This is a genomic window from Candidatus Flexicrinis affinis, assembly GCA_016716525.1.
GTDB lineage: Bacteria > Chloroflexota > Anaerolineae > Aggregatilineales > Phototrophicaceae > Flexicrinis > Flexicrinis affinis.
Genome location: JADJWE010000001.1, coordinates 315,293 through 341,073 on the forward strand (window position 1 = coordinate 315,293; position 25,781 = coordinate 341,073).

27 protein-coding genes are annotated in these 25,781 nt (G+C 62.7%); 10 read left to right on the forward strand and 17 right to left on the reverse strand.

Translation table 11 applies throughout. The features are described from left to right. The first annotated feature begins 95 nt into the window (after positions 1 to 95). The 10 genes from IPM16_01270 (at position 96) to IPM16_01315 (ending at position 10,861) form a co-directional block, all read left to right on the forward strand. Positions 96 to 773: a GntR family transcriptional regulator gene (locus tag IPM16_01270; GenBank protein ID MBK9121739.1), complete on the forward strand. Its 678-nt coding sequence runs from the start codon at positions 96 to 98 to the stop codon at positions 771 to 773. Then, the gene (locus IPM16_01275) at positions 773 to 1,705 is read left to right on the forward strand and encodes an NAD(P)-dependent oxidoreductase (GenBank protein MBK9121740.1); all 933 of its coding nucleotides are present in this window, start codon (positions 773 to 775) and stop codon (positions 1,703 to 1,705) included. Before IPM16_01270 ends, IPM16_01275 begins: the two co-directional genes overlap by 1 nt. Next, positions 1,702 to 2,748 carry a Gfo/Idh/MocA family oxidoreductase gene (locus tag IPM16_01280; GenBank protein MBK9121741.1) on the forward strand — a complete coding sequence of 349 codons (1,047 nt, stop codon included), beginning with the start codon at positions 1,702 to 1,704 and terminating at the stop codon, positions 2,746 to 2,748. The genes IPM16_01275 and IPM16_01280 overlap by 4 nt, the downstream gene beginning before the upstream one ends. A 71-nt stretch (positions 2,749 to 2,819) precedes the next feature. Then, positions 2,820 to 4,391, forward strand: a complete 1,572-nt coding sequence (locus tag IPM16_01285) for an ABC transporter substrate-binding protein (GenBank protein ID MBK9121742.1) — start codon at positions 2,820 to 2,822, stop codon at positions 4,389 to 4,391. A gap of 66 nt (positions 4,392 to 4,457) precedes the next feature. Then, positions 4,458 to 5,435: an ABC transporter permease gene (locus IPM16_01290; GenBank protein MBK9121743.1), complete on the forward strand. Its 978-nt coding sequence runs from the start codon at positions 4,458 to 4,460 to the stop codon at positions 5,433 to 5,435. An 8-nt stretch (positions 5,436 to 5,443) separates the two neighbouring features. After that, a complete protein-coding gene (locus IPM16_01295; GenBank protein MBK9121744.1) occupies positions 5,444 to 6,373 on the forward strand; it encodes an ABC transporter permease in 930 nt (309 codons plus the stop codon). Positions 6,374 to 6,413: 40 nt separating this feature from the next. Then, the gene (locus IPM16_01300; GenBank protein ID MBK9121745.1) at positions 6,414 to 7,799 is read left to right on the forward strand and encodes a hypothetical protein; all 1,386 of its coding nucleotides are present in this window, start codon (positions 6,414 to 6,416) and stop codon (positions 7,797 to 7,799) included. Between the two features lie 20 nt (positions 7,800 to 7,819). Continuing rightward, positions 7,820 to 8,884, forward strand: coding sequence for a Gfo/Idh/MocA family oxidoreductase (locus IPM16_01305; protein ID MBK9121746.1), 1,065 nt, complete (start codon positions 7,820 to 7,822; stop codon positions 8,882 to 8,884). Positions 8,885 to 8,931: 47 nt separating this feature from the next. Next, positions 8,932 to 10,110, forward strand: coding sequence for an aminotransferase class I/II-fold pyridoxal phosphate-dependent enzyme (locus tag IPM16_01310; GenBank protein ID MBK9121747.1), 1,179 nt, complete (start codon positions 8,932 to 8,934; stop codon positions 10,108 to 10,110). 10 nt (positions 10,111 to 10,120) lie between these two features. Next, positions 10,121 to 10,861, forward strand: coding sequence for an SDR family oxidoreductase (locus tag IPM16_01315; protein MBK9121748.1), 741 nt, complete (start codon positions 10,121 to 10,123; stop codon positions 10,859 to 10,861). Here the strand turns inward: IPM16_01315 and IPM16_01320 are convergent. From IPM16_01320 to IPM16_01400, 17 genes are all read right to left on the reverse strand, one after another. After that, positions 10,858 to 11,745 (reverse strand): F0F1 ATP synthase subunit gamma, encoded by an 888-nt coding sequence (locus tag IPM16_01320; protein MBK9121749.1) that lies wholly within the window; start codon positions 11,743 to 11,745, stop codon positions 10,858 to 10,860. The two genes, IPM16_01315 and IPM16_01320, sit on opposite strands and share 4 nt — an antisense overlap. 116 nt (positions 11,746 to 11,861) lie before the next feature. Next, complete coding sequence (locus tag IPM16_01325) at positions 11,862 to 12,161, reverse strand: cyclic-di-AMP receptor (protein MBK9121750.1); 300 nt, start codon at positions 12,159 to 12,161, stop codon at positions 11,862 to 11,864. Beyond that, complete coding sequence (locus tag IPM16_01330) at positions 12,158 to 13,699, reverse strand: F0F1 ATP synthase subunit alpha (protein MBK9121751.1); 1,542 nt, start codon at positions 13,697 to 13,699, stop codon at positions 12,158 to 12,160. Before IPM16_01330 ends, IPM16_01325 begins: the two co-directional genes overlap by 4 nt. Positions 13,700 to 13,800: 101 nt before the next feature. Continuing rightward, positions 13,801 to 14,586, reverse strand: a complete 786-nt coding sequence (locus IPM16_01335) for a F0F1 ATP synthase subunit delta (protein ID MBK9121752.1) — start codon at positions 14,584 to 14,586, stop codon at positions 13,801 to 13,803. A gap of 12 nt (positions 14,587 to 14,598) precedes the next feature. Then, positions 14,599 to 14,874, reverse strand: a complete 276-nt coding sequence (gene atpE, locus IPM16_01340; protein ID MBK9121753.1) for an ATP synthase F0 subunit C — start codon at positions 14,872 to 14,874, stop codon at positions 14,599 to 14,601. Continuing rightward, entirely contained in the window at positions 14,867 to 15,541 is a 675-nt protein-coding gene (atpB, locus tag IPM16_01345; GenBank protein ID MBK9121754.1) for a F0F1 ATP synthase subunit A, read from the reverse strand. The genes atpE and atpB overlap by 8 nt, the downstream gene beginning before the upstream one ends. Beyond that, on the reverse strand, positions 15,510 to 15,821 hold the full coding sequence (locus IPM16_01350; protein MBK9121755.1) for a hypothetical protein: 312 nt from the start codon (positions 15,819 to 15,821) through the stop codon (positions 15,510 to 15,512). The genes atpB and IPM16_01350 overlap by 32 nt, the downstream gene beginning before the upstream one ends. Continuing rightward, positions 15,818 to 16,090, reverse strand: coding sequence for an AtpZ/AtpI family protein (locus IPM16_01355; GenBank protein MBK9121756.1), 273 nt, complete (start codon positions 16,088 to 16,090; stop codon positions 15,818 to 15,820). Before IPM16_01355 ends, IPM16_01350 begins: the two co-directional genes overlap by 4 nt. After that, positions 16,087 to 16,434 carry a hypothetical protein gene (locus tag IPM16_01360; protein MBK9121757.1) on the reverse strand — a complete coding sequence of 116 codons (348 nt, stop codon included), beginning with the start codon at positions 16,432 to 16,434 and terminating at the stop codon, positions 16,087 to 16,089. The genes IPM16_01355 and IPM16_01360 overlap by 4 nt, the downstream gene beginning before the upstream one ends. Further along, positions 16,427 to 17,839, reverse strand: a complete 1,413-nt coding sequence (locus IPM16_01365) for a F0F1 ATP synthase subunit beta (GenBank protein MBK9121758.1) — start codon at positions 17,837 to 17,839, stop codon at positions 16,427 to 16,429. The genes IPM16_01360 and IPM16_01365 overlap by 8 nt, the downstream gene beginning before the upstream one ends. 151 nt (positions 17,840 to 17,990) lie before the next feature. Continuing rightward, positions 17,991 to 18,854, reverse strand: coding sequence for an SMP-30/gluconolactonase/LRE family protein (locus tag IPM16_01370; GenBank protein MBK9121759.1), 864 nt, complete (start codon positions 18,852 to 18,854; stop codon positions 17,991 to 17,993). Positions 18,855 to 18,892: 38 nt separating this feature from the next. Then, positions 18,893 to 19,741 (reverse strand): carbohydrate ABC transporter permease, encoded by an 849-nt coding sequence (locus IPM16_01375; protein MBK9121760.1) that lies wholly within the window; start codon positions 19,739 to 19,741, stop codon positions 18,893 to 18,895. Continuing rightward, positions 19,738 to 20,814, reverse strand: a complete 1,077-nt coding sequence (locus IPM16_01380; GenBank protein MBK9121761.1) for a sugar ABC transporter permease — start codon at positions 20,812 to 20,814, stop codon at positions 19,738 to 19,740. The genes IPM16_01375 and IPM16_01380 overlap by 4 nt, the downstream gene beginning before the upstream one ends. Positions 20,815 to 20,956: 142 nt before the next feature. Continuing rightward, entirely contained in the window at positions 20,957 to 22,189 is a 1,233-nt protein-coding gene (locus tag IPM16_01385; protein MBK9121762.1) for a carbohydrate ABC transporter substrate-binding protein, read from the reverse strand. Positions 22,190 to 22,427: 238 nt separating this feature from the next. Continuing rightward, entirely contained in the window at positions 22,428 to 23,738 is a 1,311-nt protein-coding gene (locus IPM16_01390; protein ID MBK9121763.1) for a mandelate racemase/muconate lactonizing enzyme family protein, read from the reverse strand. A gap of 17 nt (positions 23,739 to 23,755) precedes the next feature. Continuing rightward, the gene (locus IPM16_01395) at positions 23,756 to 24,742 is read right to left on the reverse strand and encodes a mannonate dehydratase (GenBank protein ID MBK9121764.1); all 987 of its coding nucleotides are present in this window, start codon (positions 24,740 to 24,742) and stop codon (positions 23,756 to 23,758) included. Next, a complete protein-coding gene (locus tag IPM16_01400; GenBank protein MBK9121765.1) occupies positions 24,739 to 25,767 on the reverse strand; it encodes an NAD(P)-dependent oxidoreductase in 1,029 nt (342 codons plus the stop codon). Before IPM16_01400 ends, IPM16_01395 begins: the two co-directional genes overlap by 4 nt. Positions 25,768 to 25,781: the final 14 nt, after the last annotated feature.

The window sequence follows — 25,781 nt, forward strand, 5'->3', positions numbered from 1 at the left end:
CGGGGACATGTTACTTTCTCCGCCAATTCCTGTATGTTGTCGACAATTTACAGTCGACACGGAATTATAACTTCGGGCGTAGGGTTGTCAAGCAAATGGCAGAGTTGAACCTGCAGCAGATCGAAAACAAGCCCTTGCGCGAGAAAATCGTGGACGTGCTGCGCGATATGCTTATCAGCGGCGAACTGAAGCCCGGCCAGCCGCTGGTCGAAAGCAAGATCGCCAGCCAAATGGGCGTCAGCCGCGTGCCGGTGCGCGAGGCCATTCAAGCCCTGAGTTCCGAGGGGTTGGTCGAGATTACACCCTATCGCGGGGCGGTCGTTCGCCGACTGACCCGGCGCGATATCGAGGAGTTGTACAGCCTGCGCGCGGTGCTCGAGTCGTTCGCCATCCAGCGCATCGTCGCGTGCCCCAGCGCAGACGTGGTCGATCGCCTGACGAAATGCTTCGAGGACATGCTCTCGGCTGCCCGTGCCAACGAATTGAACCGCGTCAACCAGATCGACCGCGAGTTTCACGACACGTTGATCGAACTGGCAGACCACAACCTGCTGAGCCTCACGTGGAGCAGCGTATCGATGCGCGTGCGACAGGTGATGGCGCTGCGCAATCGCCAGAACGCCGACCTTACGCAGGTCGCGTACAACCATCAGCCGATCATCGAGGCGATTGCGGCAAAGAATGAAGAGGAGGCCATCCGCCTTATCCGAATCCATGTCGCATCCAGCGGAGACCTGCTGGCCGAGATGTGGGACGACGAGGGCGAAGACTAATGAGGGAGCGGGTGCTGGTTACCGGCGCAGGCGGCTTCGTCTGCCGGTACGTCGTAGAAGCGCTGGCGGTGACGGGGATGAGAGTCATCGCCGTCGATCAATCCTTCGACAGCGATCTGGCGCAGCGTTGGAAGAGCCTCCCGATCGAGCTGTTGTCGAACGACTGCCGGTCGCTTCCGCGAGTGCCGGTGGACTATGTCGTTCACGGCGCCGCGTTGACCGCGGGGCCCGAAGAAGCGAACCAGTCGCCAATCGAAAACTACCGTGCAAACCTCGATCCGGCGCTCGACGTGCTCCAATGGGCGGCGGCCGCTGGGGCCAAGCGAACAATCGTCGTTAGTTCGTCGGCGGTGTTCCGCGGCAGCCCGGAGTCGGTCTACACCGAAGAGACGCTGCCCGTTGCGACCGGTACCTACATGGCGGCCAAGCGCGCGATCGAACTGGTCGCGCAAACGCTGCGCACAGACTACGGACAGGACGTCGTGAGTATCCGCCTTGGCAGCGTCTACGGCCCGACCGAAATCGCGCGTGAGACCCGCCCGCGCGTTAGCCGCGTGATGCGACTGCTGCACGACGCGATGTCGCAGCGCGTTCTGCGCGTCCCATCCGATGGCGATCGCATGGATTGGACGTACGCGCCCGACATCGGGCAGGCGCTTGTCGCGCTTCTGGGCGCGCCATCCCTCAATCACGACTTGTATCACGTCACATCGGGCGAGGCGCTCACCGACCTTGAGATCGCGCGCGCTGTCGCGGCCGTGTTGCCGGGCGCGGACGTGGAACTCCTAGACCCGCAGGTTCCGCCGTATCGCGGCGCGATGACCGGCACCCGGCTTGCGCACGATACCGGTTTCAATGCGTGGACATCCTTCCGCGACGGACTTGCCTCAGTGGTCATGTGGCTTCAGCAAGAAAGCGAGCGTGTCCCATGACGCTGCGCGTGATTGTCGCCGGTCTCGGCGTGCGCGGCCTGCACTGGGCCGAAGTGCTGCACCGGTCGCCGCGGTGTGAGATCGCCGCATGGGTCGATCCGAACCCGGCGGCCATCGACCGTGCTTCCAGCAAGTACGGTCAGCGCCCCGCGTATTCGAGCGCCGAGGAAGCGATCGCCGCTGTGTCGGATGCCGATGCGCTGGTGCTCGCCAATCCGCCGGTGGGCCGCGAACGCCAAGTGCGTGCGGCGGTGGAACGCGGTATGCCGATGCTGATCGAGAAGCCGTTGGCGCTGAGTGTGTCTGAAGCCGCGATCCTCACCGAAATCGGCGAGCAGGCAGGCGTCCCGATCATGGTCGGGCTGAACTTTCGCTATCTCGGGGTTACGACCGCCGTGCGAAAGATCCTCGCCGACGGGCTGGTCGGCGCGCCTTCGTTCGCGCGCTTCACCTATGAACGCTGGCGTGACGGCAACCGTCCCGACTTGAACAAGTACCCGCTGACGATGGATCAGCCCATGCTGTGGGAACAATCGATCCATCATTTCGACCTGCTGCGCTTCGTCTATCAGGCGGAGCCTGTCAGCGTGATATGTCATACGTGGAATCCCCCGTGGAGCATGTATGCCAGCGACGCGAACGTCGCTGCGTTGTTCGACTTCGGCGGCGGACTGATCGTTAACTATCAAGGCACGTGGCAGAGCGGTTGGACCGAGCCGCGCTTCGAATGGCGTACGGACTGCACCAACGGCGTGCTTAGCCAGCAGCACCAGTTCGGCGACCTCTACTGTGCGCAGAAGTTCGATGCGGCGCTCACGCCGGTCGATCTTCCACCTCACGAGCAGTGGATCACGGAGACCTCCGGACTGCTCGATGCGTTCGTGGATACTGTGGTTGATCAGAAACCACTGGAATGCAGCGCCCGCGACCACCTTCATTCACTCGCAATGGTGGAGGCCTGCATCGTGTCCAGTCGGGAGCGCCGTCTGGTGACTCTCGACGAACAGCTTGCGTCAATCGGCCTTCGAACGAAAGGAGCATGACTATCGACCACATCGCAGCGAGATTCCGACATGCCACGCCACCTGATGTATTGAGTTAGGAGACAGACCCGATGTCACGCCGCCCATTCATTGCTTTGCTCCTTGGACTGGCGCTGCTGCTGACGGCCTTGCCGCTCGGCGCCCAGACCCCGGACGAAACCACCATCGTTATCGCCCAGACCGTGGATGTCGGCGCGCTTGAGCCAGCGCTCGTCAACTCCCGTGCTGAGTCGAACATCTTCAACCACATGTTCGCCACCGTCTACGAGATTTCGGAGCAGGGGACGCTCGAGCCGCATCTGGCCAACTCCTACTCGATCTCCGAGGATGGCACCGAGTGGACGTTTACGCTCAACGAAGGTCTGACCTGCCACGACGGCGAAGCGCTCACGGCAGAAGATGTCGCCTATTCGTTCAACCGTGCGAAGGACCCGGCCAACGCCTTCACTGGCAACACCTCGGGCTTCGTGTTCCCGTCGATCGGCTTCATTGAAGCACGCGCCGACAGCGAACTGGAAGTCACCATCGTGACCGATCGCCCGCAGTCGGAAGCCGTCCGCCTCGGCCTGATCTCCGAGGTGTACGTGCACTGCATGGATTACTACTCCAGCATCTCGTTGGAAGAAGCCGCCGAGAACCCGGTTGGCTCCGGCCCCTATCGGTTCGTCGAGTGGATCCGTGACGACTACGTGCTGATCGAGAAGGTCCCGGGCTACACGCTGCGCGATCCGTTCTTCGAGAAGATCTACTGGCGCGTCATCCCTGAAGCTTCGACCCGTACCGCTGAACTGATCGCCGGCAACGTCGACGTCATCGCCAACGTCCCGCCCGATCAGGTCGACGCCATCAATAACTCCGGCACCGCGACGGTCAAGGCCGTTCAGGGCACTCGCCGTATGTATGTCGGTTACCAGTTCGGTGAGGCGTTCGCCAACGAGCCCGGCGCCGAAGCCATCGCCAAGACCGAAGTCCGCGTTGCGCTGCAGTACGCGGTCGATGTCCCGACCATCTGCACCCAACTGCTCGGCACCGAGTGCGAGCGCGCGGCCAGCATGGTCAACCCGCCCAACGGCAACCCGGCCCTCGAGCCGTATCCGTATGATCCAGCCAAGGCCGAAGAACTGCTCGATGCTGCGGGCTACCCGCGTGGCGAGAACGGCGTGCGCTTCGAGATCACGCTGCAGGGTCCGCGTGGCCGTTACCTAAACGATGCCAACGTCGTGCTGGCGATCGGTCAGTACCTGTCGGATGTCGGCGTTCAGACTAACGTTGAAATCCTCGACTGGTCGTCGGAGTACGTGCCGCGGATCCGTGAGAAGAACGTCGGTCCGCTGTTCTTCCTCGGCACTGGCGGCGCCACGTGGGCCGCGCTGTATGACATGGCCGACCTGTCCGCGCCCGATGCCGGCACGAACTACACCAACTGGAACAACGCAGAGTGGTTCGAGCTTTGGGATCAGACCGCTGGCAAGTCGCCCGAAGAAGAGCGCGAGCTCATCAACCAGATGCTCGAGATCATGTACAACGATCCGCCGTGGCTGTTCCTGTACTTCCAGCCGGACTTCTACGGTGTGAGCAACCGCCTTGAGTGGACGCCGCGTCGCGACGAGCAGATCGGCGTGCTCAGCGCTACACTCCAGTAAGCTCTATCGGTACCGACTGGGTGCGCGGGCTCACGGGTCCGCGCACCCCGTTAGCGAACAGGTCTCATGGGAACATACATCACTCGACGCTTACTGCAATCGATCATCGTCATCCTCGGTGTGACACTCTTGGCGTTCTTTTCGCTGCACCTCGGGGGCGATCCGACTTATCTGTATGTGAGCGAACGCGCATCGGAGCAAGAGATCATCGAGACACGGCAGAAGCTCGGTTTCGATCGGCCGCTGCACGAACAGTATCTGTCGTTCGTCGTCGGCCTGGCACGGCTCGACCTCGGCGACTCGCTGCGCGCCCGGAAGCCGGCACTCGACCTGGTCTTCGAGCGACTCCCGGCAACGCTTGAGCTGACCCTGTTCGCCATGATCCTATCGACACTGATCGCCCTACCCATCGGCATTATCGCGGCGATGCGGCGCGGTAGCCCGCTCGATGGCGGCATCATGCTGGTGGCCATGTTCGGTCAATCCGTGCCCGGGTTTTGGCTCGGCCTGATGCTCATCTTGTCCGTCGGGCTTGGCCTGCGATGGTTGCCGATCTCCGGCCATGTGCCGGTGCTTCAACCGCTTTTCACCGGGGATTTCGCAGCGGCGATCGGCAATGTGCCGGAGGCGATCCGCCACTTGATCATGCCCGGGCTGACGATCGGCGTGTTCTCGCTCTCGCGCAATGCGCGCCTCGTGCGATCGTCGATGCTCGAGGTGCTCTCGCAGGACTACGTCACCACAGCGCGCTCGAAGGGTTTGGCAGAACGCGTTGTCATCACACGGCATGCCCTCCGCAACGCGTTGCTGCCGGTCGTGACGCTGCTCGGTCTCGAGTTTGGGTTCCTCTTGAGCGGCGTGGTCGTCACCGAGACGGTGTTTAGCTGGCCCGGCGTCGGACGGCTGGTGTTCAACGCCATCAACCAACGTGACATCCCGCTCGTACTGGCATCCGTCGTGTCGTTTTCATTCCTGTTCATCATCCTGAATCTGATTGTCGATGTCCTGTACGTTCAACTTGACCCGCGTATCCGGCTGAAGTGAGCCCCAGCATGACCCCCGCGAATCACCCTTCAGACCCGAAACCCGAGGTCATCACGCTAAAGACCCAAGAACCGCCGATTTGGAAGCGCATGCGTGACAGCATGTTCAAAGCCAAGTGGCCAGTTATCGCCTTGATCGTGCTGCTGACCATGACGTTCTTCGCGCTGTTCGGCCCGCAGATCGCGCCGAAGGATCCCAATCGCCAGAGCCTGATGGAGCGCCTGCTGCCGCCGCTGCACACCAACGACGCCGGCGGGGTCGACTATGCCCTCGGTACGGACGGACTGGGACGCGACCTGCTGTCTCGCGTCATCTACGGTGCGCGGGTATCGCTGGCTGTCGGGTTTGCCGCCATGTTGATCGGCGGAGTGCTCGGAACAATGCTCGGGATATTCGCCGGCTACTTCGGCGGCGTGATCGACGATTTCATCATGCGCGTGGCGGATATTCAACTCGCGTTTCCCTTCATATTGTTGGCGATTCTGGTGCTGGTCGTGCTCGGGCCCGGTGTCGGCAACCTCGTGATCGTGCTTGGCGTCGGGCAGTGGGTGACCTATGCCCGCATCGCCCGTGCGCAAACACTCTCCCAGCGCGAAAAAGAGTATGTCGAGGCAGCGCGCAGCATCGGCGCGCGCGACCGCGAAATCATCCTGCGCGCCATTCTGCCCAACATCATCGCGCCGCTGATCGTCATCGCATCGTTCAACGTCGCCAGCGTGATCCTGTCCGAAGCCTCGCTGTCATTCCTCGGCCTCGGCGTACCGCCGACTGTGCCGACGTGGGGCGGCATCCTTGCCGAAAGCCGCGACGGACTGATCGGGGGATACTGGTGGATCGCCGTGTTCCCGGGCATTGCGATCATGCTGACCGTGCTGTCGCTCAACATTCTGGGCGACTGGCTGCGTGACTTCCTCGATCCACGCCTGCGCAAACGCTAACGTACGCTATTCGGCCATACCACGAAACGGAAGAGTCCTCATGCCCAACACGTTTGTCGGAATTCAGATCGGCGCGATTAGCTTCATTGACGAAGGTGTCGAAGCCGTGCTCGACCTGCTGCAAGAGCGCGCCGGGGTCAACGGGTTGTTCATCTCGGCGCTGTCGTGGAGCCGGGGCAACGCCGGCCGTGCAGCGTACGGCTTCCCCGATCACGGCGTGCAGGAGCCTGATCATCTCAAGGGCGGCGCGTTCTGGAACCCGCACCCGGCCCACTACGATGTCTATGATCCCGACAACCTTATGGCGCCCGATCCGCTGTATGACGGCTTCGACACGCTCGCGGATGTCATCCCCGCCGCCAAGCAGCGCGGCATGAAGGTTTATACCTACTACTGCGAGACGTCGAGCTCGGGCATCCGTCACATCTGGCAACCCGGTTTCCATCAATTCCTCGACCGCGACCACTGGGGCCGGACGGCGACGCGTCCGTCGCTGCTTAACCCCGGCTATCGTGCCTTGTGGCGCAGTGTCATCGACGATTGGTTCACCAATCACGACCTCGATGGCATGCTGTGGGGCATCGAGCGCCACAGCCCGCTGATGGACATCTTCCGCGCGGACAGCAGCACGGGCTTCGACGAGTACTTCGTGGCTGAAGCGCGCGCGCGCGGGATCGACGTGCAGCGCGCCATCGACGGCTACCGCAAGATCGACGCCTTCCTGCAAGGCGTGCGCAAAGGCGATCGCCCGCGTGATGGTGTGTTCGTGACGCTGCTGCGCCATCTGCTGCACGCACCAGAAGTGCTGATGTGGGAGAAGATGTGGCTGGATGCGCATCAGGCGTTCTATCACGAAGTCGCCGGCATGATTCGCTTCTCCGACCCCAAGCACGAGGTTGGACTCGGCATCTGGCAGGTGATCAATACCTACAACCCGTACCTGCGCGCGCAGTACGACCAGTCCGACTACGGCCTCTACGCCGACTTCCTCAAGCCGGTGCTCTACAACACGCCGGCGGGCGCACGCTTCGCCAACTTTGCCGACTCGTGGCAAAAGGGTGTACTGGCCGACGCATCGCCGGATGGCGCGTACAACGCGCTGGCGACGGTGCTGGGCCTCGACGACTTCATCGCTCCGCGCGACGAGGCGCCGATGGCCGGCTTCAAGCCGGAGTACGTCAAGCGTTGGACGGAAAACCTGGTCGCCGATACCGGCGGCAAGTGCAAAGTCTATCCGGGGATTGGCGTCGGCGTCGGTGACGGCGGAACCAGCAAGCCGATTACGCCGGAAGAGGTGCATGCCGCAACCCACGCCGCATTCGACGGTGGTGCCGCCGGCGTCTTGATCTCGCGCAACTACTCGGAAGCCGAGTTGAACGGGCTGGATGCCGTTGGCCGCGTGCTGCGCGAACGCGGATTGTGGTAGAGGAGAGAGAACACATGACCATACGAGCAGCCGTTATCGGCGCCAGTTTTGCTAAAGCGGCGTATTTGCCGGCACTGAAGACGATCGACGATGTCGAGATTGTCGCCATCTCGAGCGCACGCTCGTCCAGTGCGCAGGATGCCGCCAGCGCGTTCGGAATTCCGCACGCGTATGACGATTGGAAGGCGATGATCGACCGTCATCCGGTGGACTTCGTCGCGATTGCCACCCCAACGATTTACCACGCGCCGATGACATTGGCGGCGCTTGAGGCCGGCGCGCATGTGCTGTGCGAGAAGCCGATGGCGATGAACGCCGACGAGTCACGCCAGATGCTCGAAAAGGCCGATGCACTCGGCCGCGTGCATGCGATCGGACACGAACTCCGTTTCAACCCGAATCGCCGCAAGATCCGTCAGCTCATCGCGGATGGTTACATCGGCGAAGTGCGCCACGCAAACCTCGTCAACATCAGTGCGGCGTGGGGCGACCCGGCCTCGCGGCCCGCTGGTGACTGGTGGTCGCTGGACGAAATGGGCGGTGGGCGGTTAGGCGCCAACGGATCGCACCAGTTCGACCTGATCCGCTATTGGCTCGGGGACATCGGCGCATTGACCGGCCAGATCGCGACGATGGTGCCCAATCGCGTCGACAAGTCGACCGGCGAGTCGTGGGTCGCCACCGCAGACGATCAGTGCAGCTTCACCGCGGAGATGCAGAGCGGGGCGCTGGTGACGTGCTTTATGAGCGGCGCGGCGCGGCACACCGTCGGCAATCAGACGCAGATCTTCGGCAGTGAGGGGACGATCAGGCTGTTTGACGCCGACGAAAAGCTGATGGTCGCGCGTGCTGGCGAGGACTTCGTCGACATGAGCGAGGCCGATCCGAACGCCGTGCTGCCGGGTGTCAATAAAGGCATCTGGAACGTGTCGGTCGTGGGCATGATGCATGAATTGTGCGCGGCGATCCGCGAGGGCCGCCAGCCCAACACGGCCGCCACGTTCGCCGACGGCCTTGCTACTCAGATCGCGATGGACGCGGTGCGCCAATCCACGCACGAGCGCCGCTGGATTTCCGTGAGCTAACGCAGTTTCGACACACCGACATCTTCACCCGACAGGACGCCGCTGCTATGGATTACATGAAGTACTTGTCCGACCGCGCCAAAGGACTTCACGGGTCGTTGGGCCGCCAAACGTCGGTGCCGATCCCCGGCCTGATTAACCTCGGCAGCGGCACGCCCGACTTTGTCCCGCCCGACTTCGTGTTTGACGCGATGGCGAAGGCATTGAACGAGCACAAAATTCAGTACACGGCGTGGACGGGCATCCCCGAGCTGCGCGCGGCCATCGCCGAGAAGCTCAAGACGGAGAACGGCTTCGAGGTTGACCCCAACAGCGAAATCGTCGTGACGTCGGGCGCGCAGGAAGCCTTGATGGCGACCCTGATGGCGCTGCTCGACCCGGGCGACGAGGTATTGACCCCGTCCCCCAATTACGACGAATACGCCCGCGACGCGCGCGTGCTCGGTGGAACGCTGGTGCCGGTGCCGACAACGCCAGAGTCGAACTTCACCATCGATGTGGCGGAGCTCGAGGCCGCTATCACGCCCAGGACGCGCGCGTTGATCGTCGTCACGCCCAACAACCCGACCGGCACCGTGCTCCCGCGTGAGACGCTGCTCGCGATCGCCGACCTCGCCAAGCGCCGCGACCTGCTCGTGATCTCGGACGAGATCTACGAATACTACGTCTTCGATGACAACGTGCACGTCAGCATGGCGTCGCTGCCCGGCATGAAGGAACGTACGATCACCATCAACAGCTTCTCCAAGAGCTTCGCCATGACCGGCATGCGCTTGGGCTACATCGCCGCACCCGCGCCGATTATCGAAGCCATACTGCCGTTCCACCACGCCATGATGATCTGCGCCAACGTCGTGACACAGTACGGCGGGCTTGCGGTGCTTACCCATCCGCGCGATTGGTTCAAAGACGTGCTCAACGAATACGCGCGCCGGCGCAGGTTGTGGATGGAGATGCTCGACTCGGTCGGCGTACCGTACAGCGCACCGCAGGGCGCCTACTACATCTTCGTCGACATCCGCATGACTGGCCTCACCAGCGCCGAATTCGTGGCGAAAGCGCGCGAGGAGGCGCGGTTGGTGTTCCAGCCCGGCACCATTGGCGGCGGGGCGGGTGAAGGATTCATCCGCGGGGCATTCACCAAAGGCTCTCCCGAATTCGAAGAGGGGCTGGAGCGTTTCCGCAATTTCGTCGCACCGATGATTCACACGGCACAACCCGATTAGGAGATCCGCGATGAGCGAGGCTGTTGAAGGCAAGGTCGCCGTCCTGACCGGGGCGGCGCTGGGGCTGGGCTATGAAATCGCGCATGCCTACGCGCGCGCCGGGCTGAAGATCGCGTTGATGGACGTGCTGGCTGACAAGCTGCATGCACTGGCCGATGATCTGCGCGCGCAAGGGGCTGACGTTTTGCCGATCGTTGTCGACCTCGCTGACGCGTCGTCCACACAAGCCGCCATCGATCAAGCACTGGCGCACTATGGCACACCGCGTGTACTGGTTCACAATGCTGCTCTGTTGGTCGAGCGTTCGATGCTGGACATCACCTATGCGCAGTGGCGCAAGGAGACCGACATCATCCTGCAGGCCGCGTTCATCCTGTCGAAGGCGGTGTGGCAGCCGATGATCGACGCAGGCGGCGGCAGCATTGTCTACCTGTCATCGGGGTCGGGCATCAAAGGGTTCGTCAAAGAGGTCGCGTACTGCCCCGGCAAGCACGGGCAGGAGGGCTTGATGAAGGTGCTGTCTATGGAGGGCGAACCGTTCAACATCGCCGTCAATACCGTCACGCCCGGTGCGCCGATCAATACGCCGATGTCGGCCTCGCACTATCCCGAGGAACTGCGTCAAAAGTGGGTTGATCCGGCGCTGTTGACACCGGCGTTCGTGCATTTGGCAGGCATCGATGCCCACGACGTTACCGGCCAGCGCCTTAACGCATGGGAGATCTCGCGCGAGATTACCGGCGACGCCTAGCCCTTTCGCGCAGTTTGGCCGCCAACCAGCCCGGCGCTCACGGCAAGGGTCTGTACTTCGCGGGTGATCGCCTGACGGGTGACGTCCTGCATCGCCATACTTAGCTCGTCCGTAAGCCGTTCGGCGTTGCGGGTTGCCGAGTCCATCAACTGGAAACGCGTGAGGTATTCGGCGGCAGCGGATTCAAGCAGTACGTTGTGTACCGTCAGCGCAGCAAGCTGCTGAAGCACCTGCGTATACAGCGCATACGGCGATGTCTCGACGATCGGGAGGTCGGCCATATCTTGCATCTCGCTGCTGTGAAGGTCGAGCGGGACCGGAACGATCTGCTGCATCGTCCGCTGCAGGCCGCCGGAACCCGTTGCCTTGCCGTACACCATGAAGGCGGCGTCGAACGCCCCCGCTTCGTAGTCCTCCAGAACAGGCCGGACAATCTCAATCGCATCCTCGGCCGTCGGCAGGCGTGACGCCGCGAGGCGCTGGACCTCGATGTCGACCTTGCGCCGTTTGGCAGCCCGGCCGATCTGTGCGCCCAGCCCGATCAACCGTGTGTCTATTCCTCCGGCCACGTAGTCGGCGTGCATGACGAGGGCATGGTCGAGGACATCGATGCTAAAACGCCCGCACAGTCCCCGTTCGGTTCCGACCGCGATCAGCAGCACGCCGGCGAGGGCCGGCCCGGGCGGGTAAGCGGACGGCGCCGCAATCAGCGGCCGCAAGCTGAGCAGTAGACGGTGCAGCTCGCCGCGGTAACCGTCGACGAGGCGCTGATGCCGCAGAGCAGTCTGCCAGCGACCCAGCGAGATCGTACGCAGCGCATTCAGAATCGGCCGTGCGCTGCGGATGTTGGCGAGCCGTGTCTGAAGGCGTTCGATGTCTTCCATCGTGCTGTACCTAAGCTAAGTTTCCAAATTCGCGCGATCGAATCTCGGCTTAACCATGGCGCAATGAGCAGGGTACATTGGCAGTTTCTCAGCACTCATCACTTCCAACGCCCCGTCTAGACCCGGTGTGAGGCGTCGATGTCCCACACGCACACGAACGCCCCGCCTATGCGATCGCTTCCGTCGGCCGGCAGTTCCCCGTCGCTATGACCGAGTTCGCGGCGGCGCGCGCGGATCGACTCGATGGCCGCGTCGACATCGCTTTCCGGCACGACCACGAACAACGTGGTCTGAGACTCGCGCAGCCGACCGCCCCGGCTTTCCATGAGCGTCGCGGTGTAGCCCGCTTGAATCAAGGCTTCGATCACGGCGTTACTCTCGTCGCGTGGTACGATCACCATCAGCATCTTGGTCATGAGTGGCTCCGATCCGATTCGCCGATCGTCTGAGTGACGTGGGCGATCGCTTCCTGCAGGTCGCTCTCCAAGTCGCTTGTCAACTCGCCATTCAAGTCGATCTCGCGCAGGACGTGGGCGTAACTCGCTTCCAGATGTCGAATCAGGGCATGCTCGAACTGCGGGATTCGATCGACCGGCAGCGCATCGAGTAAGCCGTTCGCCGCTGGATACAACGCGACGATCTGCTCCGACAGCGCTCGGGGTTGGTGCGCGGGCTGCGTCAGCACGGCGCGCAGACGGGTCCCGCGTTCGATTTGGCGGCGGGTCGCGTCGTCGACGTCGGTGCCGAAGCGTGTGAAGTGGGCGACTTCCTCGAACTGCGCAAGATCGAGCCTGAGCTGGCCGGCGACGCTACGCATGGCCCGCGTCTGCGCCGAGCCGCCCACCCGTGAAACCGACCGGCCCGCGTCGATCGCCGGTTTGATGCCGCGGTTGAACATGGCGCTGTCGAGCACGATCTGCCCATCCGTGATCGAAATGAGGTTGGTCGAGATGTACGACGACAGGTTGCCACGCTGAATCTCGATAATGGGCAGCGCGGTCAGCGACGCCCCGCCCGATGCGTCGTTCAGTTTGCATGCACGTTCGAGCAGCCGGGCGTGCTGATAGAAGATGTCGCCGGGGTAGGCTTCGCGCCCCGGAGGCCGCCTCAGCAGCAGGCTGAGTTCGCGGTAGGCATCGGCATGTTTGCTCAGGTCGTCGTAAATAATCAGCACGTCGCGGCCTGCGTGCATCAGGTACTCCGCCATGACACAGCCCGCATACGGCGCGAGATAGCGCAGCGCCGGCGGGTCGTCCGGGCTGGAGGCGACGACTGTGGTATAACGCAGCGCCCCAGTACGGCGCAGGATGTCGATCGTCTCGACAATCGACGACTTGCGCTGCCCGACCGCCACGTACACACAGGCGACGTCAGTCTCGCGCTGAGCCAGAATCGCGTCGATCGCCAAGGTCGTTTTGCCTGTCTTGCGATCGCCCACGATCAGCTCGCGCTGGCCGCGTCCAATGGGAATCAGCGCATCGATCAGTTTGCAGCCCGTATACAGCGGCTGGTTGATCGGCGCGCGGTCGACAATGCCCGGCGCACTGCGTTCTAGCAAACGGTGTTCGGCCGGGTCGATCGGCGCGCCCTCATCGAGCTGTGCGCCCAACGGGTTGACCACGCGGCCGAGCAGTGTCGTGCCGACCGGCACCCGCAGGCGTTCGCCGGCGGCGACCACCATGTCGCCGCCGCGGATGCCTTGTTCGGAGCCGAGCAAGATGACGTCCACCTCGCCGTGATCGAGGTTGAGCACCAATCCCTGAACGCCTGTCGGAAACGCCACGATTTCGTCGGTGCGAACCTGCCGCAAGCCGGAGACTGCCGCCACGCCGCTGCCTACACTGAGGACGGTGCCCACCTCACGCAGCACAACGCGTTTTGAGAACGTCGTCAGCCGATCGCGGATTGATCGAAGCAGCGCGGGCAGGTCCGGCTCGGCCGGAGGTGCCGACATGCGTTCCGCTGCCCGCTCGCGTGCTGCCTGAACGATCGCGGTCGTGTCGAACGGCGCTACGGCAGCGGCGCCTTGCGGTGTGGTATCCCGTGGCGATTCAGTCATGCGGGCACCGTCGATTCAGACTTGAGCAGAGTCTCAATCTCGCCGCGCAGGCCGTGCAGCTTGTGCGCCGTAGAATGATCGATCACGAGATCGCCCAGCCGAACGGTTGCGCCGAGGAGGAGATCCGGCTCGACCGCCACAGTCAGTTCGACATCTCGGTCGGCGAGCGCGCTGAACGTCCGGGTGAGCTGTGCCGTCTGCTCCGGTGTCAGCGGATATGCGGTTGCCACGTCGGCGACGGGTGTCCGTTGCCCTAGCGACCGGCGCAGGTTTTCGACCTGCTGCATCTCGGTCTGGCCCAGTTTCCAGACGCGATCGACCAGCGCTTGCAGCATCTGGTCGTGGATGTCGCGCTCGGCGGTCTCGCGAATAACGTGACCGCTCACGCTGAGAATCGTGTCGAGCAGGTCGTCGTGAAACTCATCGATCATCTGCCGCCGAATACCGCGCGCGTCAAGGTGCGCCTCCGCCAAGATGCGCTCAACCTCGGTTTCCGCCTCGGCCATCAGCCGCCCGCGTTCGGCGTGAATGCGGTTAAGAGCCTCGCTCATCATGCGATCGGCGTCTTCGTCGAGGCGTTTCGTCCGTGCTTCGAGGTCCTGACGCAGCGCTGCAGCGTCATCACGCTCGCGCTGCATCTGGCTGACCAGCGCGGCCCGTTCTTTCGCGTGTGCTTCGACACGCCGCATGACGGGACGGAACAGCACATAGTACAGCAGCGCTGTTAGCGCAAGGAAGTTCAGTACTTGAAAGGCGAGTGTCGCCAGATCGATCTCCAGCATGGCACGTGCCTCCTAGCTGAAGAACCGGTCCAGCAGCGGGTTCGCGAACAGCAGAATCAGCATGACCAGCAGGACGTAAATCGCGGTCGACTCGAGCAGAGCCATCGAGATCAGCAGGGTTGTGCGAATGTCCCGCGAAGACTCGGGCTGACGAGCAATGCTTTCGAGCGCTCGTGTCACCGCGCGACCTTCGACCAGCGCAGGGATGGCCGTGCCTAATACGATACCGAGGCCGGCAACGATGATAGTCACCACGGTGATTAGGGTTTTGGCTTCGATGTCAGCCATGAGTCATCTCCTTCTCGTTACCAGATTGAGTGGGGGCGGTCGCTTCAAGTCCAGCGCCGATATAAACGGCTGCCAGCGCTGTGAAGATGTACGCTTGCAGGATGCCGGTGAAGATGCTGAAACCGGCAACTGGTATGGGTACGAACAGCGGGGCCAGCACAAACACCACGGCTACGATCAGGTCGGTGCTGAGGATATTGCCGAACAGACGCAGCGTGAGTGACAGCGTGCGCGTCAACTGCCCGATGACCTCCAGTGGGAACACGAAGATCGGCGAGGCCATGCCCTTGATGTAGCCGATCACGCCGCTGCTGCGGATGCCGAAGTAGTGCACCGAAAAGAATACGATCAACGCCAGCGCCAGCGGCGTGTTGATGTCCCGCGTGGGGGACGTCACGATCGGGATGTTGCCGATCACGTTCGATCCGGCGATGAAGATCGCCAGCGAAGCGAGCAGCGGCAGATAGCGGCCTGCCGGTCGGCCCATAACGTCTGACACCAGATCGGCGAGGAAGTCCAGCAGCATTTCCAGCGCCGTCGGTCGAAGTCGTCCGAGCGCGAGCAGGATTACGGTGACGATCACGATCATGATCCACGTCGAGATCACCGTGTCGCGAACCGGAACCCCGGCGATTTCAAAGACGACTTGCGGGAAGACGCTGTCCATGATCGTCCTCGTTGTGATGGCGGAAGGCGGTCACGCCGACTGCGACCCATCGTGTCAGGATCACGGCGGCGAACGCGATCAGTGCTGCGGTGATGCTCTGCTGCAGGGCGGCAACCAACAGCGTGGCCGTCAGCAGCAGGCGCAGCAGCATGCCCGCAAACAGCAGAACGCTCGCGCGCTCTGCCATCTCCGGATGCAAGCCGTCGACCGTCCGGTGCATCGAGTACACGCTGAACAGGCCTACGAACATGCCTCCAATGAACCAAACCCACAGGCTCATCTCCGATCCTCCTTTTCTTTGCGCTGTCGTTCGCGATCGGCGCGGTCGATCCGCTGGATGACCCGCATCAGGTTGTAGTAGCCGACCGCGACGCCGAACACGAGCAGCCCGAGTGTGAAGATGTGGCCGGTCTCGAGGGCGCGGTCGAGCACGTACCCCAACAGCACCCCGGCGAAGATCGGTACGGCAAGATTCCAACCGAGCGACGTGGCCAGAATGGCCTCGCGCCAGAGCGTCCCCCAGAATGTGTCGTCAGGGCGCGGCCTCATGGCGAGAACTCCTCTCGCATCGCAGCCCGCGCCGGATCGCTCAGGCTGGCGCGCGCCAGTCGGGATAACGCTGTACTCTCGCTGGCGTCAAGGCGCGTTCCAAGCAGGATCACGACCTCCCCATCCCGAACCGACAGGATGCCGCCATTCACCGACAGGCTGTGCGTCCCAGCGTCGTCGTCCCATTCGATTCCATAGGCGGCCAGTTCGCCCAGCAGCGGTGCATGGCGTGGCAGAATAGCGATCGCGCCGTCGGTCAACATGCAGCGCACGACCCGCGCGTCTTCGACAGCGAGGACGACTTCGGTCAGCGCGCGTACGGTGAGCCGCAAGCGATCAGCCATGTGTCTTTCCCTCCCGCATCTGCTCCGCATTGGCGACGGCTTCGTCGATCCCGCCGACCATATAGAAGGCCTGTTCCGGCAGATCGTCGTGCTTGCCGTCGGCAATCTCGCGAAAACCGCGCAGCGTCTCGTTCAGCTCGACGTAGCGCCCGGGCCGGCCTGTGAACGCCTCCGACACGAAGAACGGCTGCGTCAGAAAGCGTTGAATCCGGCGGGCGCGTCCAACCGCGACCCGATCGTCATCGGTCAGCTCCTCCATGCCGAGAATAGCGATCACATCTTGCAGCTCCTCGTAGCGGGCAAGCAGCGCCAGAACGCGCGATGCGATCTCGTAGTGCTCGCGGCCGACCCCGTCAGGCGTCAGGATGGTGCTGTTGGAGCGCAGCGAGTCGATTGCCGGGTAGAAGCCGAGGTTCGCCTGCCGGCGCGACAGCACCGTCGAAGCGTCGAGGTGAGCGAAGGTGGCGACGACCGCCGGATCGGTGATGTCGTCAGCCGGCACATATACCGCCTGAACCGACGTCACGCTGCCGCGCGAGGTCGTCGTGATGCGTTCTTGCAGCGCGCCCATTTCGCTGTCCAGCGTGGGCTGGTATCCGACGGCGCTCGGCAGGTGACCGAGCAGTGCCGAGACCTCCGCGCCGGCCTGAATGTAGCGGAAAATGTTGTCGAGGAAGAACAGCACCGGGCGCTGTTCTGCGTCACGGAAATGTTCTGCGATCGTCAACGCCGTGAGAGGCACGCGCAGGCGCGCACCCGGTGGTTCATTCATCTGGCCGAACACCAGCACGGCGTGCTCCAGCACGCCGCTGCGACGCATTTCCAGCCACAGCTCGTTGCCTTCGCGGCTGCGTTCACCCACACCGGCGAAGACCACGATGCCGCCAAGGTGCTGGATGATGTGGTGCATCAGCTCGATCATCATCATGGTCTTGCCGACGCCTGCCCCGCCAAACAGCCCGATCTTGCCCCCGCGCGGGTACGGCGTGAGCAGGTCGATGGCCTTGATGCCGGTGACGACCGCCTGCCGGTTGCTGCGCTGTGACTTGATCGGCGGCGAAGGGGCGTGGATCGACCGGCGCGTCACACCGTCCGGCACGTCCCACCCGTCGATCGGTTCGCCGACCGCGTTGAACAAGTGGCCGAGAACGGCGCGGCCAATCGGCACTTGCAGCGGGTCTCCTGTGTCGATTACGGGGAGGTCGCGCTGCAGCCCATCGGTGCTGCTCATCGCGATGGCGCGTACCGTATACGGATCGACGTGCTCCTGAACCTCGGCAACCAGTTCAGTTCCGTCATCACGCGTGATGATGAGCGCGTTGTAGATGCTTGGAAGATCGCCTGACGCGAATTCGACATCGATGACAACGCCGAATACGCGGGCGATACGCCCGGTCCGGGTCATCGGTCTTCCTTTCGGCGCTGCGTCTATAACCCATCGCGTGCTGGGTAGCGAAGCGATGAGTATGACTCTATTGTACGACGACGCTGTCCCTGCCTGAAGTTGGTAACGTCACATTACACAGGGAACAAACCTCACGTTCGGCGGCATTCGCTTATCCTGCGAACTCCGGCTCGGGCTGACCGGGTACGTCGACGCGTAGCCGGAACAAGTCGCCTGCATACGGCTGATGCGTCGTGTCGTTTTCGCCCGGAGCGGCCGTCGTAACATACATTTCGGCCAGGTCCGGCCCACCGAGGATACAACTCGTCACGCGCGCCACTGGCACCGGCACAATGCGGTCGATCGAACCGTCCGGCGCGTAGCGCGTCAGGCGCCAGCCATCCCAATGCGCGCTCCACGTATATCCCGCACTGTCGATTGTCAGCCCGTCGGGCACGCCGAGCGATTCGGGCACGTCAGCGAACACGCGGCGGTCACTGATTGCCCCGGTGGCAAGGTCGTAGTCGTAGGCGTAGATTTTGCGGGGCGGCGAGTCGGTGAACAGCATCGTCTTGCGATCGGGAGTCCATCCGATCCCATTTGAGACACTGAACCCGCGGTCCATCTCGTGAGTCGACAGATCAGGATCAAGCCGGAGCAGCGGCGCGGCGTATTCGCCGTTGGTGACGCCGCCGATCCAGAATCGCCCGGCCGGATCGACGGCTCCGTCGTTGAAGCGCATTTCAGGCTTGTCGGTAGGAAACGGCTCTGCGACGGTGTCGACACGCGCCGACGATCCATCCCAGAACGCCAGTTTGCGACGCATCGCCAGCACGAACCCGCCTGACTTGCGAATCGCGATGCAGGTTACCCAATCGTCGAACACGTGGCTGCCATGCGCGCCGGTTTCTGGATGATAAGTGTGCACGGTACCGGCGAACGCGTCGACCCAATACAGCCGCTGGTCGCGCGCGCACCACAGCGGGCCTTCGCCCAAGTGACACTTGACCGACAGGACGTGCTCAACCGTTGTCATGCGTATTGGACCTCCTGTATTGATCGCGGTGCGTCGTTCTATCCCTTCACGCTGCCGGCCAGCAGGCCGCGGATAAAGTACCGGCCAAGCAGAATGTACACGACCAGCGTCGGTAGCGCGGCCAGCAGCGCGGCGGCCATCTGCACGTTCCACTGCACGATCTGACTACCGCTCAGGTTCTGCAGCGCCACAGTCACGGTCGGTGTGCCTTGCGCGACCGTAACGCCGAATAGGAATTCGTTCCAGATCTGCGTGAACTGCCAGATGATCACGACCACGAAGCCCGGCAGCGACAGCGGCAGCACAACATACCAGTACAGCCCGAAGAAGCCGCACCCGTCGATCGCACCGGCTTCGAGCATCTCGTTGGGGACTTCGGCGTAGTAATTGCGGAACACCAGCGTGGTGATCGGCAGGCCGTACACGACGTGGACGAGGATCAACCCCGGCAGGCTGTCGTACAGGCCGATCGAGCTGAGGAATTGCACCAGCGGGATCAGGATGGCCTGATACGGGATGAACATGCCGAACAGCATCAGCGGGAACAGGATATTCGCGCCCGGAAAGCGCCACTTGCTCAACACATAGCCGTTCAGCGACCCGAGCACCGACGAGATGATCGTTGCCGGGATGACGAGCAGAAAACTGTTGGTCAGGCCGGGGGCAAGCTCTTGCAGCGCGAGTCCGTAGCTCTCTAGCGAGAAGCTTTGCGGGAGCTGCCACATCGTCGAGATGCTGACCTCGGCCGGGTTCTTAAGGCCGGTCATCAGTACCATGTACACCGGCAAGAGGAAGACCGCGGCGAAAAGGATCAACAAGCCGTAAATGGCGTATCGACCGATGGGCACGCTGCGCCGGCGGAGGGCAGGACGGGTTATCGCGGTCATGCGTTTTTCTCCTGTGAGCGCAAGCTGGTGACCAAGTACGGAATGATGACGACCGCGACCATGATCAGCATCACCATGGCGATCGCTGCGCCGCGCCCGAACTGCTGCCCGCGGAACGTCTCGAAGAACATGTTGAGGCCGGGCATGTCGATATACAGGTTGTCACCGCCGCCCAGCACGTACACGAGGTCGAAGATCTTGAGGGAAATGTGGCCGAGGATGATCATGGCGCTCAGCGTAATCGGGGCCAGCAGCGGGAATACGATGTGGCGGTAGACACCGAGTTCGGTGCACCCGTCCACGCGGGCCGCCTCACGCAGTTCTTCGCTGATCCCGCGCAACCCGGCCAGATACATGGCCATTGTGTAGCCGACCATCTGCCAACCCGCGGCCAACACGACTGCGATCAGAGCGACGTTGAAGCCCTTCACCTCGCGGTTGGGGAAGCGCACCGCGCTCGCATCGCCAAATGTGATATACACCGAAATCAGGATAGCGCCGGCGGCGATCAATGCCGCCACCGTGCTGCGCGTTCGCGACCAGCGCAGCAGCGCCCAGATCAACACAATCGCCAGAACGACATAGAGGACGATGACCGGAAGGTCTTGCCAGTTGAACTGCAGCCATTGATCTTCGCTAATGAACCAACGGAAGGTGCCTTTCGGCAGGCCAATTGCCGTCGGCAGCACGTTGATACCAGCGTCCGGGTTGAACAGCCATTTCCAAACAACGCCGGTCACCACGAACGAGAGCGCCATCGGGAACAGGAAGATGGTGCGGAAGATGCCCTCGCCGCGTATCTTTTGGTCGAGCAGGATCGCCAACAGCATCCCGATCACGAGGCATACGGCGATAAACATGGCTGTGAAAAACACGGTGTTGACGACATCCGTCCGAAAGCGCGAGTCGAGGACGCCGGTAAACAAGTCGTTGTAGTTCTTAAGCCCGATGTTGTTGGCTGGCGCACCCATCAGCCGCTGCATTGCGCTGGAGTCGGTCAGCGAGGTGGCCAGCGTCGATCCGATGAACCCGTAAACAAAGATACCGAGCAATATCAACGAGGGTAACAGCATGAAGAACGCGATGAGACGGTCGCGCCGGCTCTGACCGATCACGGCAAGCTCCTTTCGATGGCATGTGGAAAGGACAGCGTCCTGCGAGCCAAGCGGACTCGCAGGACGCTGCGATTACTTCATCGGGCCAGCAGTGTCTGAACTACTGAACCATACCGGTCTGCAGCGCCAGCACTGCGGTGTTGGCAGAAGCCGTCGCCGAGTCGCGGTCGCCTTGGAAGCCAGCGATGATGCCCGCAAAGCCGTTGCTGAACGCCGGCGGAGCGACCAGACCGTGTGCCTGCGAGCCGACGATCGCGTTCGACGTCCAGTCCGCATACGCATCTTGGAAGTACGCGTTGTACAGTTCGGCATTGTCGATCTGTGCCGTGGTGTTGGCGGGCAGCGAACCCTTGACCGGGTTAAACAGGTCCTGCGCCTCAGCCGTGCCGAGGAAGCTCAACCACGCGCGCACAGCGCCGGGGTTGGTAACGTTCTTCGGCAGACCGAAGGTGTCCGACAACATCATGAAGACGCCATCGGTGCCGGGAGCCGCGGCCCACGAGAAACCGGTGCCCGGCTCGAGCGCCAGATCGACCAGGAACAAACCAGCCGCCCAGTCACCCATGATGTTGAAGGCTGCGGCGCCCTCGGCCACGCGCTGCGAGGCATCCTGCCAGCTCAACGCGTTCATGTCGTCGTTCGCGCAATCCAGAACCTTGCCGTAGGTGTCCCACACGGCGACGGCTTCGGGGCTGGTCCAACTGGTCGAACCGTTCCACAGGCCGTTGTAGGCTTCTTCACCCAGAACACCGAGCGCGACACTTTCCCACAGATGCGCCTGCGTCCAGTTCTCACCGACGGCCAGCGGGGTGACATCCTTGGCCAGCAGGGCCGGGCAGGTCACGTCCACGAACTCGTCCCACGACGCCGGTACGGTGACGCCCCACTCTTCGAGCTTGGCGGGGACGTACCACATCACGTTCGAACGGTGGATGTTGACCGGCACGACGTAGATGTTGCCCTCTTCGTCGGTGATCAGGTCAAGCAGACCTTCCGGATACTGCTCGAGCCAGCCGTTCTCCTCATAAATGTCGTTCAGCGGTTCCATCAGGCCCGCGGCGACCCACAGCGCGTTCAGTTCTTCACCGGCGTGCACCTGGAACGTGTCGGGCGGGTTGCCACCCAACATGCGCGAGGTGAGGACGGCGCGGGCATTCACACCCGAACCACCGGCGACTGCCGAGTTGATCACGTTGATCGACGGATACAGTTCACTAAAACGCGCGATAATGGCGTTCAGGCCGGCTTCTTCACCGCCGCCCGTCCACCACGAGAAAATCTCAAGATCGCCGCTCGGCGCATCTTGTGCCACGGCGAAGCCGAACGAGGCCATCACCACGGCGATTACGAGCAACAACGACACTCTGGTCTTCATCGAAGAACGCTCCTCTACTTGGACAACTGAGCCGAGGCGCAAGCCCTCGCTCGCGTCCCGTCCCTTCAAATGTAACGCCGCGAGGGAAGCAGAGTCAAGCACTTACCCGGCCAGTTGACAGTGAAGCGAGTCGAAACAGGCGACCCGTGACATTCGGCGGTATCGCCCCTATGACATCACTGGCTCGCCGGGCGGATCAACTCCACAAGCGGTCGTGCGAGCGCTCGCCGTCCCACGCCGTCGTGGGTTCGAAGTATCCACCCTCGCGCGACTCATCTATGTGCTCGCGCAGTGCCGCCTCGTTCACGTCGCTGAGACCAAGCCCCGGCGTCTCCGGAACGGCGGCGTACCCGTCCACGATCATCGGCTTGGCGACGCCGTCGATCAAGTCGTCCCACCATGGCAGGTCGACCGAGTGGTTTTCGAGCACGAGGAAGTTCTCGGTGGCGGCCGCGCAGTGGATATTGGCGAGGAACGACACCGGCGATCCGGCGAAGTGCATCGCCATTGCCACCCCGTGATCCTGCGCCATGTCGCCGATCTTCTTGGTTTCGAGCAGGCCGCCGGACGTCGCCAAGTCGGGATGGATGACCGAGACGGCGCGCGCCTCCAGCAGCGGCTTGAAACCCTCCTTGAGGTAGATGTCCTCACCGGTGCAGATCGGCGTGTTCACCGAGCGCGACAGCCGAACGTACTGGTCGGTGAACTGCCACGGAATCATGTCCTCGTACCATGCGAGGGAGAAGCGGTCGAGCGCCTGACCGACCCGAATGCACGACTCGAGGTTGAGGTGGCCGAAGTGGTCGACCGCCAGCGGCACCTCACTTCCGATCACCTCGCGCACCTGCCGGACGTACTCGGTCAGGACCTCGACGCCGTATTCCGACAACTGGATGCCGGTGAACGGGTGCATGATCTCGCTGGTGTCAAGCATGCCGGGCGGCGCGATCAACGTGCCCGGGATGTCGCGCAGCAGGCCGATTCCCACGTCCATTTTCAGGAACCGGAAGCCGCGCTCCATGCGCTCCTTCAGCCGTTGGCCCATCTGATAGCCGTCCGGCACCGATTCGGTATCGCAGTAGCACAACACGCGATCGCGAAAGCGTCCGCCGAGCAGCTGATACGCCGGGACACCGTACGCTTTGCCGGCGAGGTCGAACAACGCCATTTCGACCCCGCACACGCCGCCGCCCTGTCGGGCATGGTGCCCGAACTGCTTGATCTTGCGGAAGATGCGGTCGATGTCGCACGGGTTTTCGCCCATGATGCGGCTCTTGAGCATCAGCGCAAACGTCGGGCTGGCCCAATCGCGCACCTCGCCATACCCGCTGATCCCCTGATTGGTGTCGATGCGCAGGATCGTTGCGTCCATCGGCAGGCCGCGCAGGTTGCAAATGCGCATGTCGGTGATGCGCAGCGCGGACGGGCGCGATCCCGTGCGGACGTTGTCTTGAATCGTTCCGGAGTCGTTCACGCTTCGTGTCCCTTCTGTTCGGCTAACCGGCATTGACAAACGCAGCAGTGCTAACGATGTTCGGTGTATACGGCTTCGCGCAGACCTTTCAAGTAGCCGATTGCGAATAGTCGCCCAATCGACGAATACCCCGCGTTCTCGTTGGAGTCGCCGGCCATGGTCGGCACGTGGTCGGGACGGCACACGCCATCAAACCCGACATCGCGGTATGCGCGCATGCACGTGGCCATATCGGTCTGGCCATCGTCGTGGAAGGTCTCTACAAAGCGCTCGGGCGTACCGCGCACGTCCCGCATATGCACGAAGAAGATCTTGTCCTGCGCACCGAAATTGCGAATTACACGGGGTAGGTCGTCGGTCATCAGCGTGAAATTGCCCTGGCACAAAGTGATCCCGTTGACACCGCTGGGGACGAGGTCGAGCAAGCGCTGGAAGTTCTCGATGCTGCGCATGATGCGCCCGAGGCCGCGAATCGGGGACAGCGGGGGATCGTCCGGGTGCATCGCCAATTTAACGCCGGACTCTTCGGCCACCGGAATGACACGGCGCAGGAAGTACTCGAGCGTCTCCCAAAGCGTATCTTCGCCAACCTCGCCGTATTCGGTGAGGGGGGCGTCCTGCATCTGCGCATGATCGTAGCCGGTGACCATTGCGCCGCCCCGAGTGGGGATCGTGGTTGAGGTCCGCATCCAGTTCATCACCGGCATCCATTCGTAACACCAAACCGGGATGCCGAGCCTGCCCATATTCCGGATCAGGTCGCACGTGGCGTCGATCTCGTCGTCGCGCCCCGGCAGGCCGAGCTTCGCCTTGTCGAGCGGGGGCCGATTCTCGATCACCGAGAGCTCGAATCCAGCGTCGTTGTATGCCGATTTGAGCCGCGCCAGCGACGAATAGCTCCACGGCAGTTCGTCCTTCGGCACATCCAGACCCCTGCTCCAATCGAATGTCCCGACCGCGTGATCGACTCCGCATTGTTTGGCCATCGTCCATAACGGCGACGGCGTCGGCGGCAGGACCTCGGCGATGTGCATCATGGCGTCTTGCTCCCGGCCAACGAGTACTGCGGTTCAAACCCAATCAATGCTCGAGCGCGGTCGATGCTGACCAGTGCTTCCGATCCCGGTACAGCACGCTTCCATGTCGTCACGTCGGGAAAGAACATCTCGACCAGCGCGTGCGAGTCGTATCCCCAGTAGTTGTGCGAGTCGTTGACGAACAACGTATGGCTGCCATCGAATTCGGCGCGTAGGGCGCACTCGACCGCCAGCGCGGCATCGCGCACGTCCATCGACGCCCAGAAGTTGAACCGATCGTAGTGGACTGCCCGCAATACCGAGTCGTCAAGACTGTCTGAGTCAGTCGGAGCTGTTGGCTGCTCGGGATACTCCATGCGCCGCCCCCGACGAAACTCTATGCTCCTCTGTACGGCAGCGTCGATACGCGATCGGCACTCGGTGACCGGCATTGCGCGCAAGGAGTCGAGCGTGCGCCACGCGGCAGTGCGGCGGTGCCAATAGTTCGTGCTTTGGGTGTAGTCAGGCTGATAGACACCCGGCAACCGCAGGGCGACGCTGCGGAGGCCGTCGCGCCGCCAGAAGTACGCGCCAATGGCCTCCGCCTGCTGCTTAGCGAACGAATAGGGGTCGGTCGTGAACGGCGGATGATCCTCGTCGATCGGAAAGTACTGCGGGCGGATGTCGACAACGCTCCAAAACGCTCCGACCGCGTTGATCGAGCTGGCCTGCACGACGCGCTGCACGCCAGATTGGGCGGCCGCCTCGAACACGTTGAACGTACCGACGGTATTGATGCGGTACAGCTCGTGGCCGTAGCCGGAGTAGGGGCTCGGCAGCGCCGCGAGGTGTACGACGGCACCGCACCCGCGCATGTGTCCAAACACGTCGTCAAACCGGGTAATGTCGCAGGCGGAATGCTCGATGCCGGCAATCTGCGGGTCGTCCGCGATATCGATACTCGTTACGTCCCATCCGCTGTCGCGCAGATGGGCGACCACGATACGCCCGATCCGACCTGCTCCGCCAGTGACTAGAACCCGCATCAACGCCCCCGGCG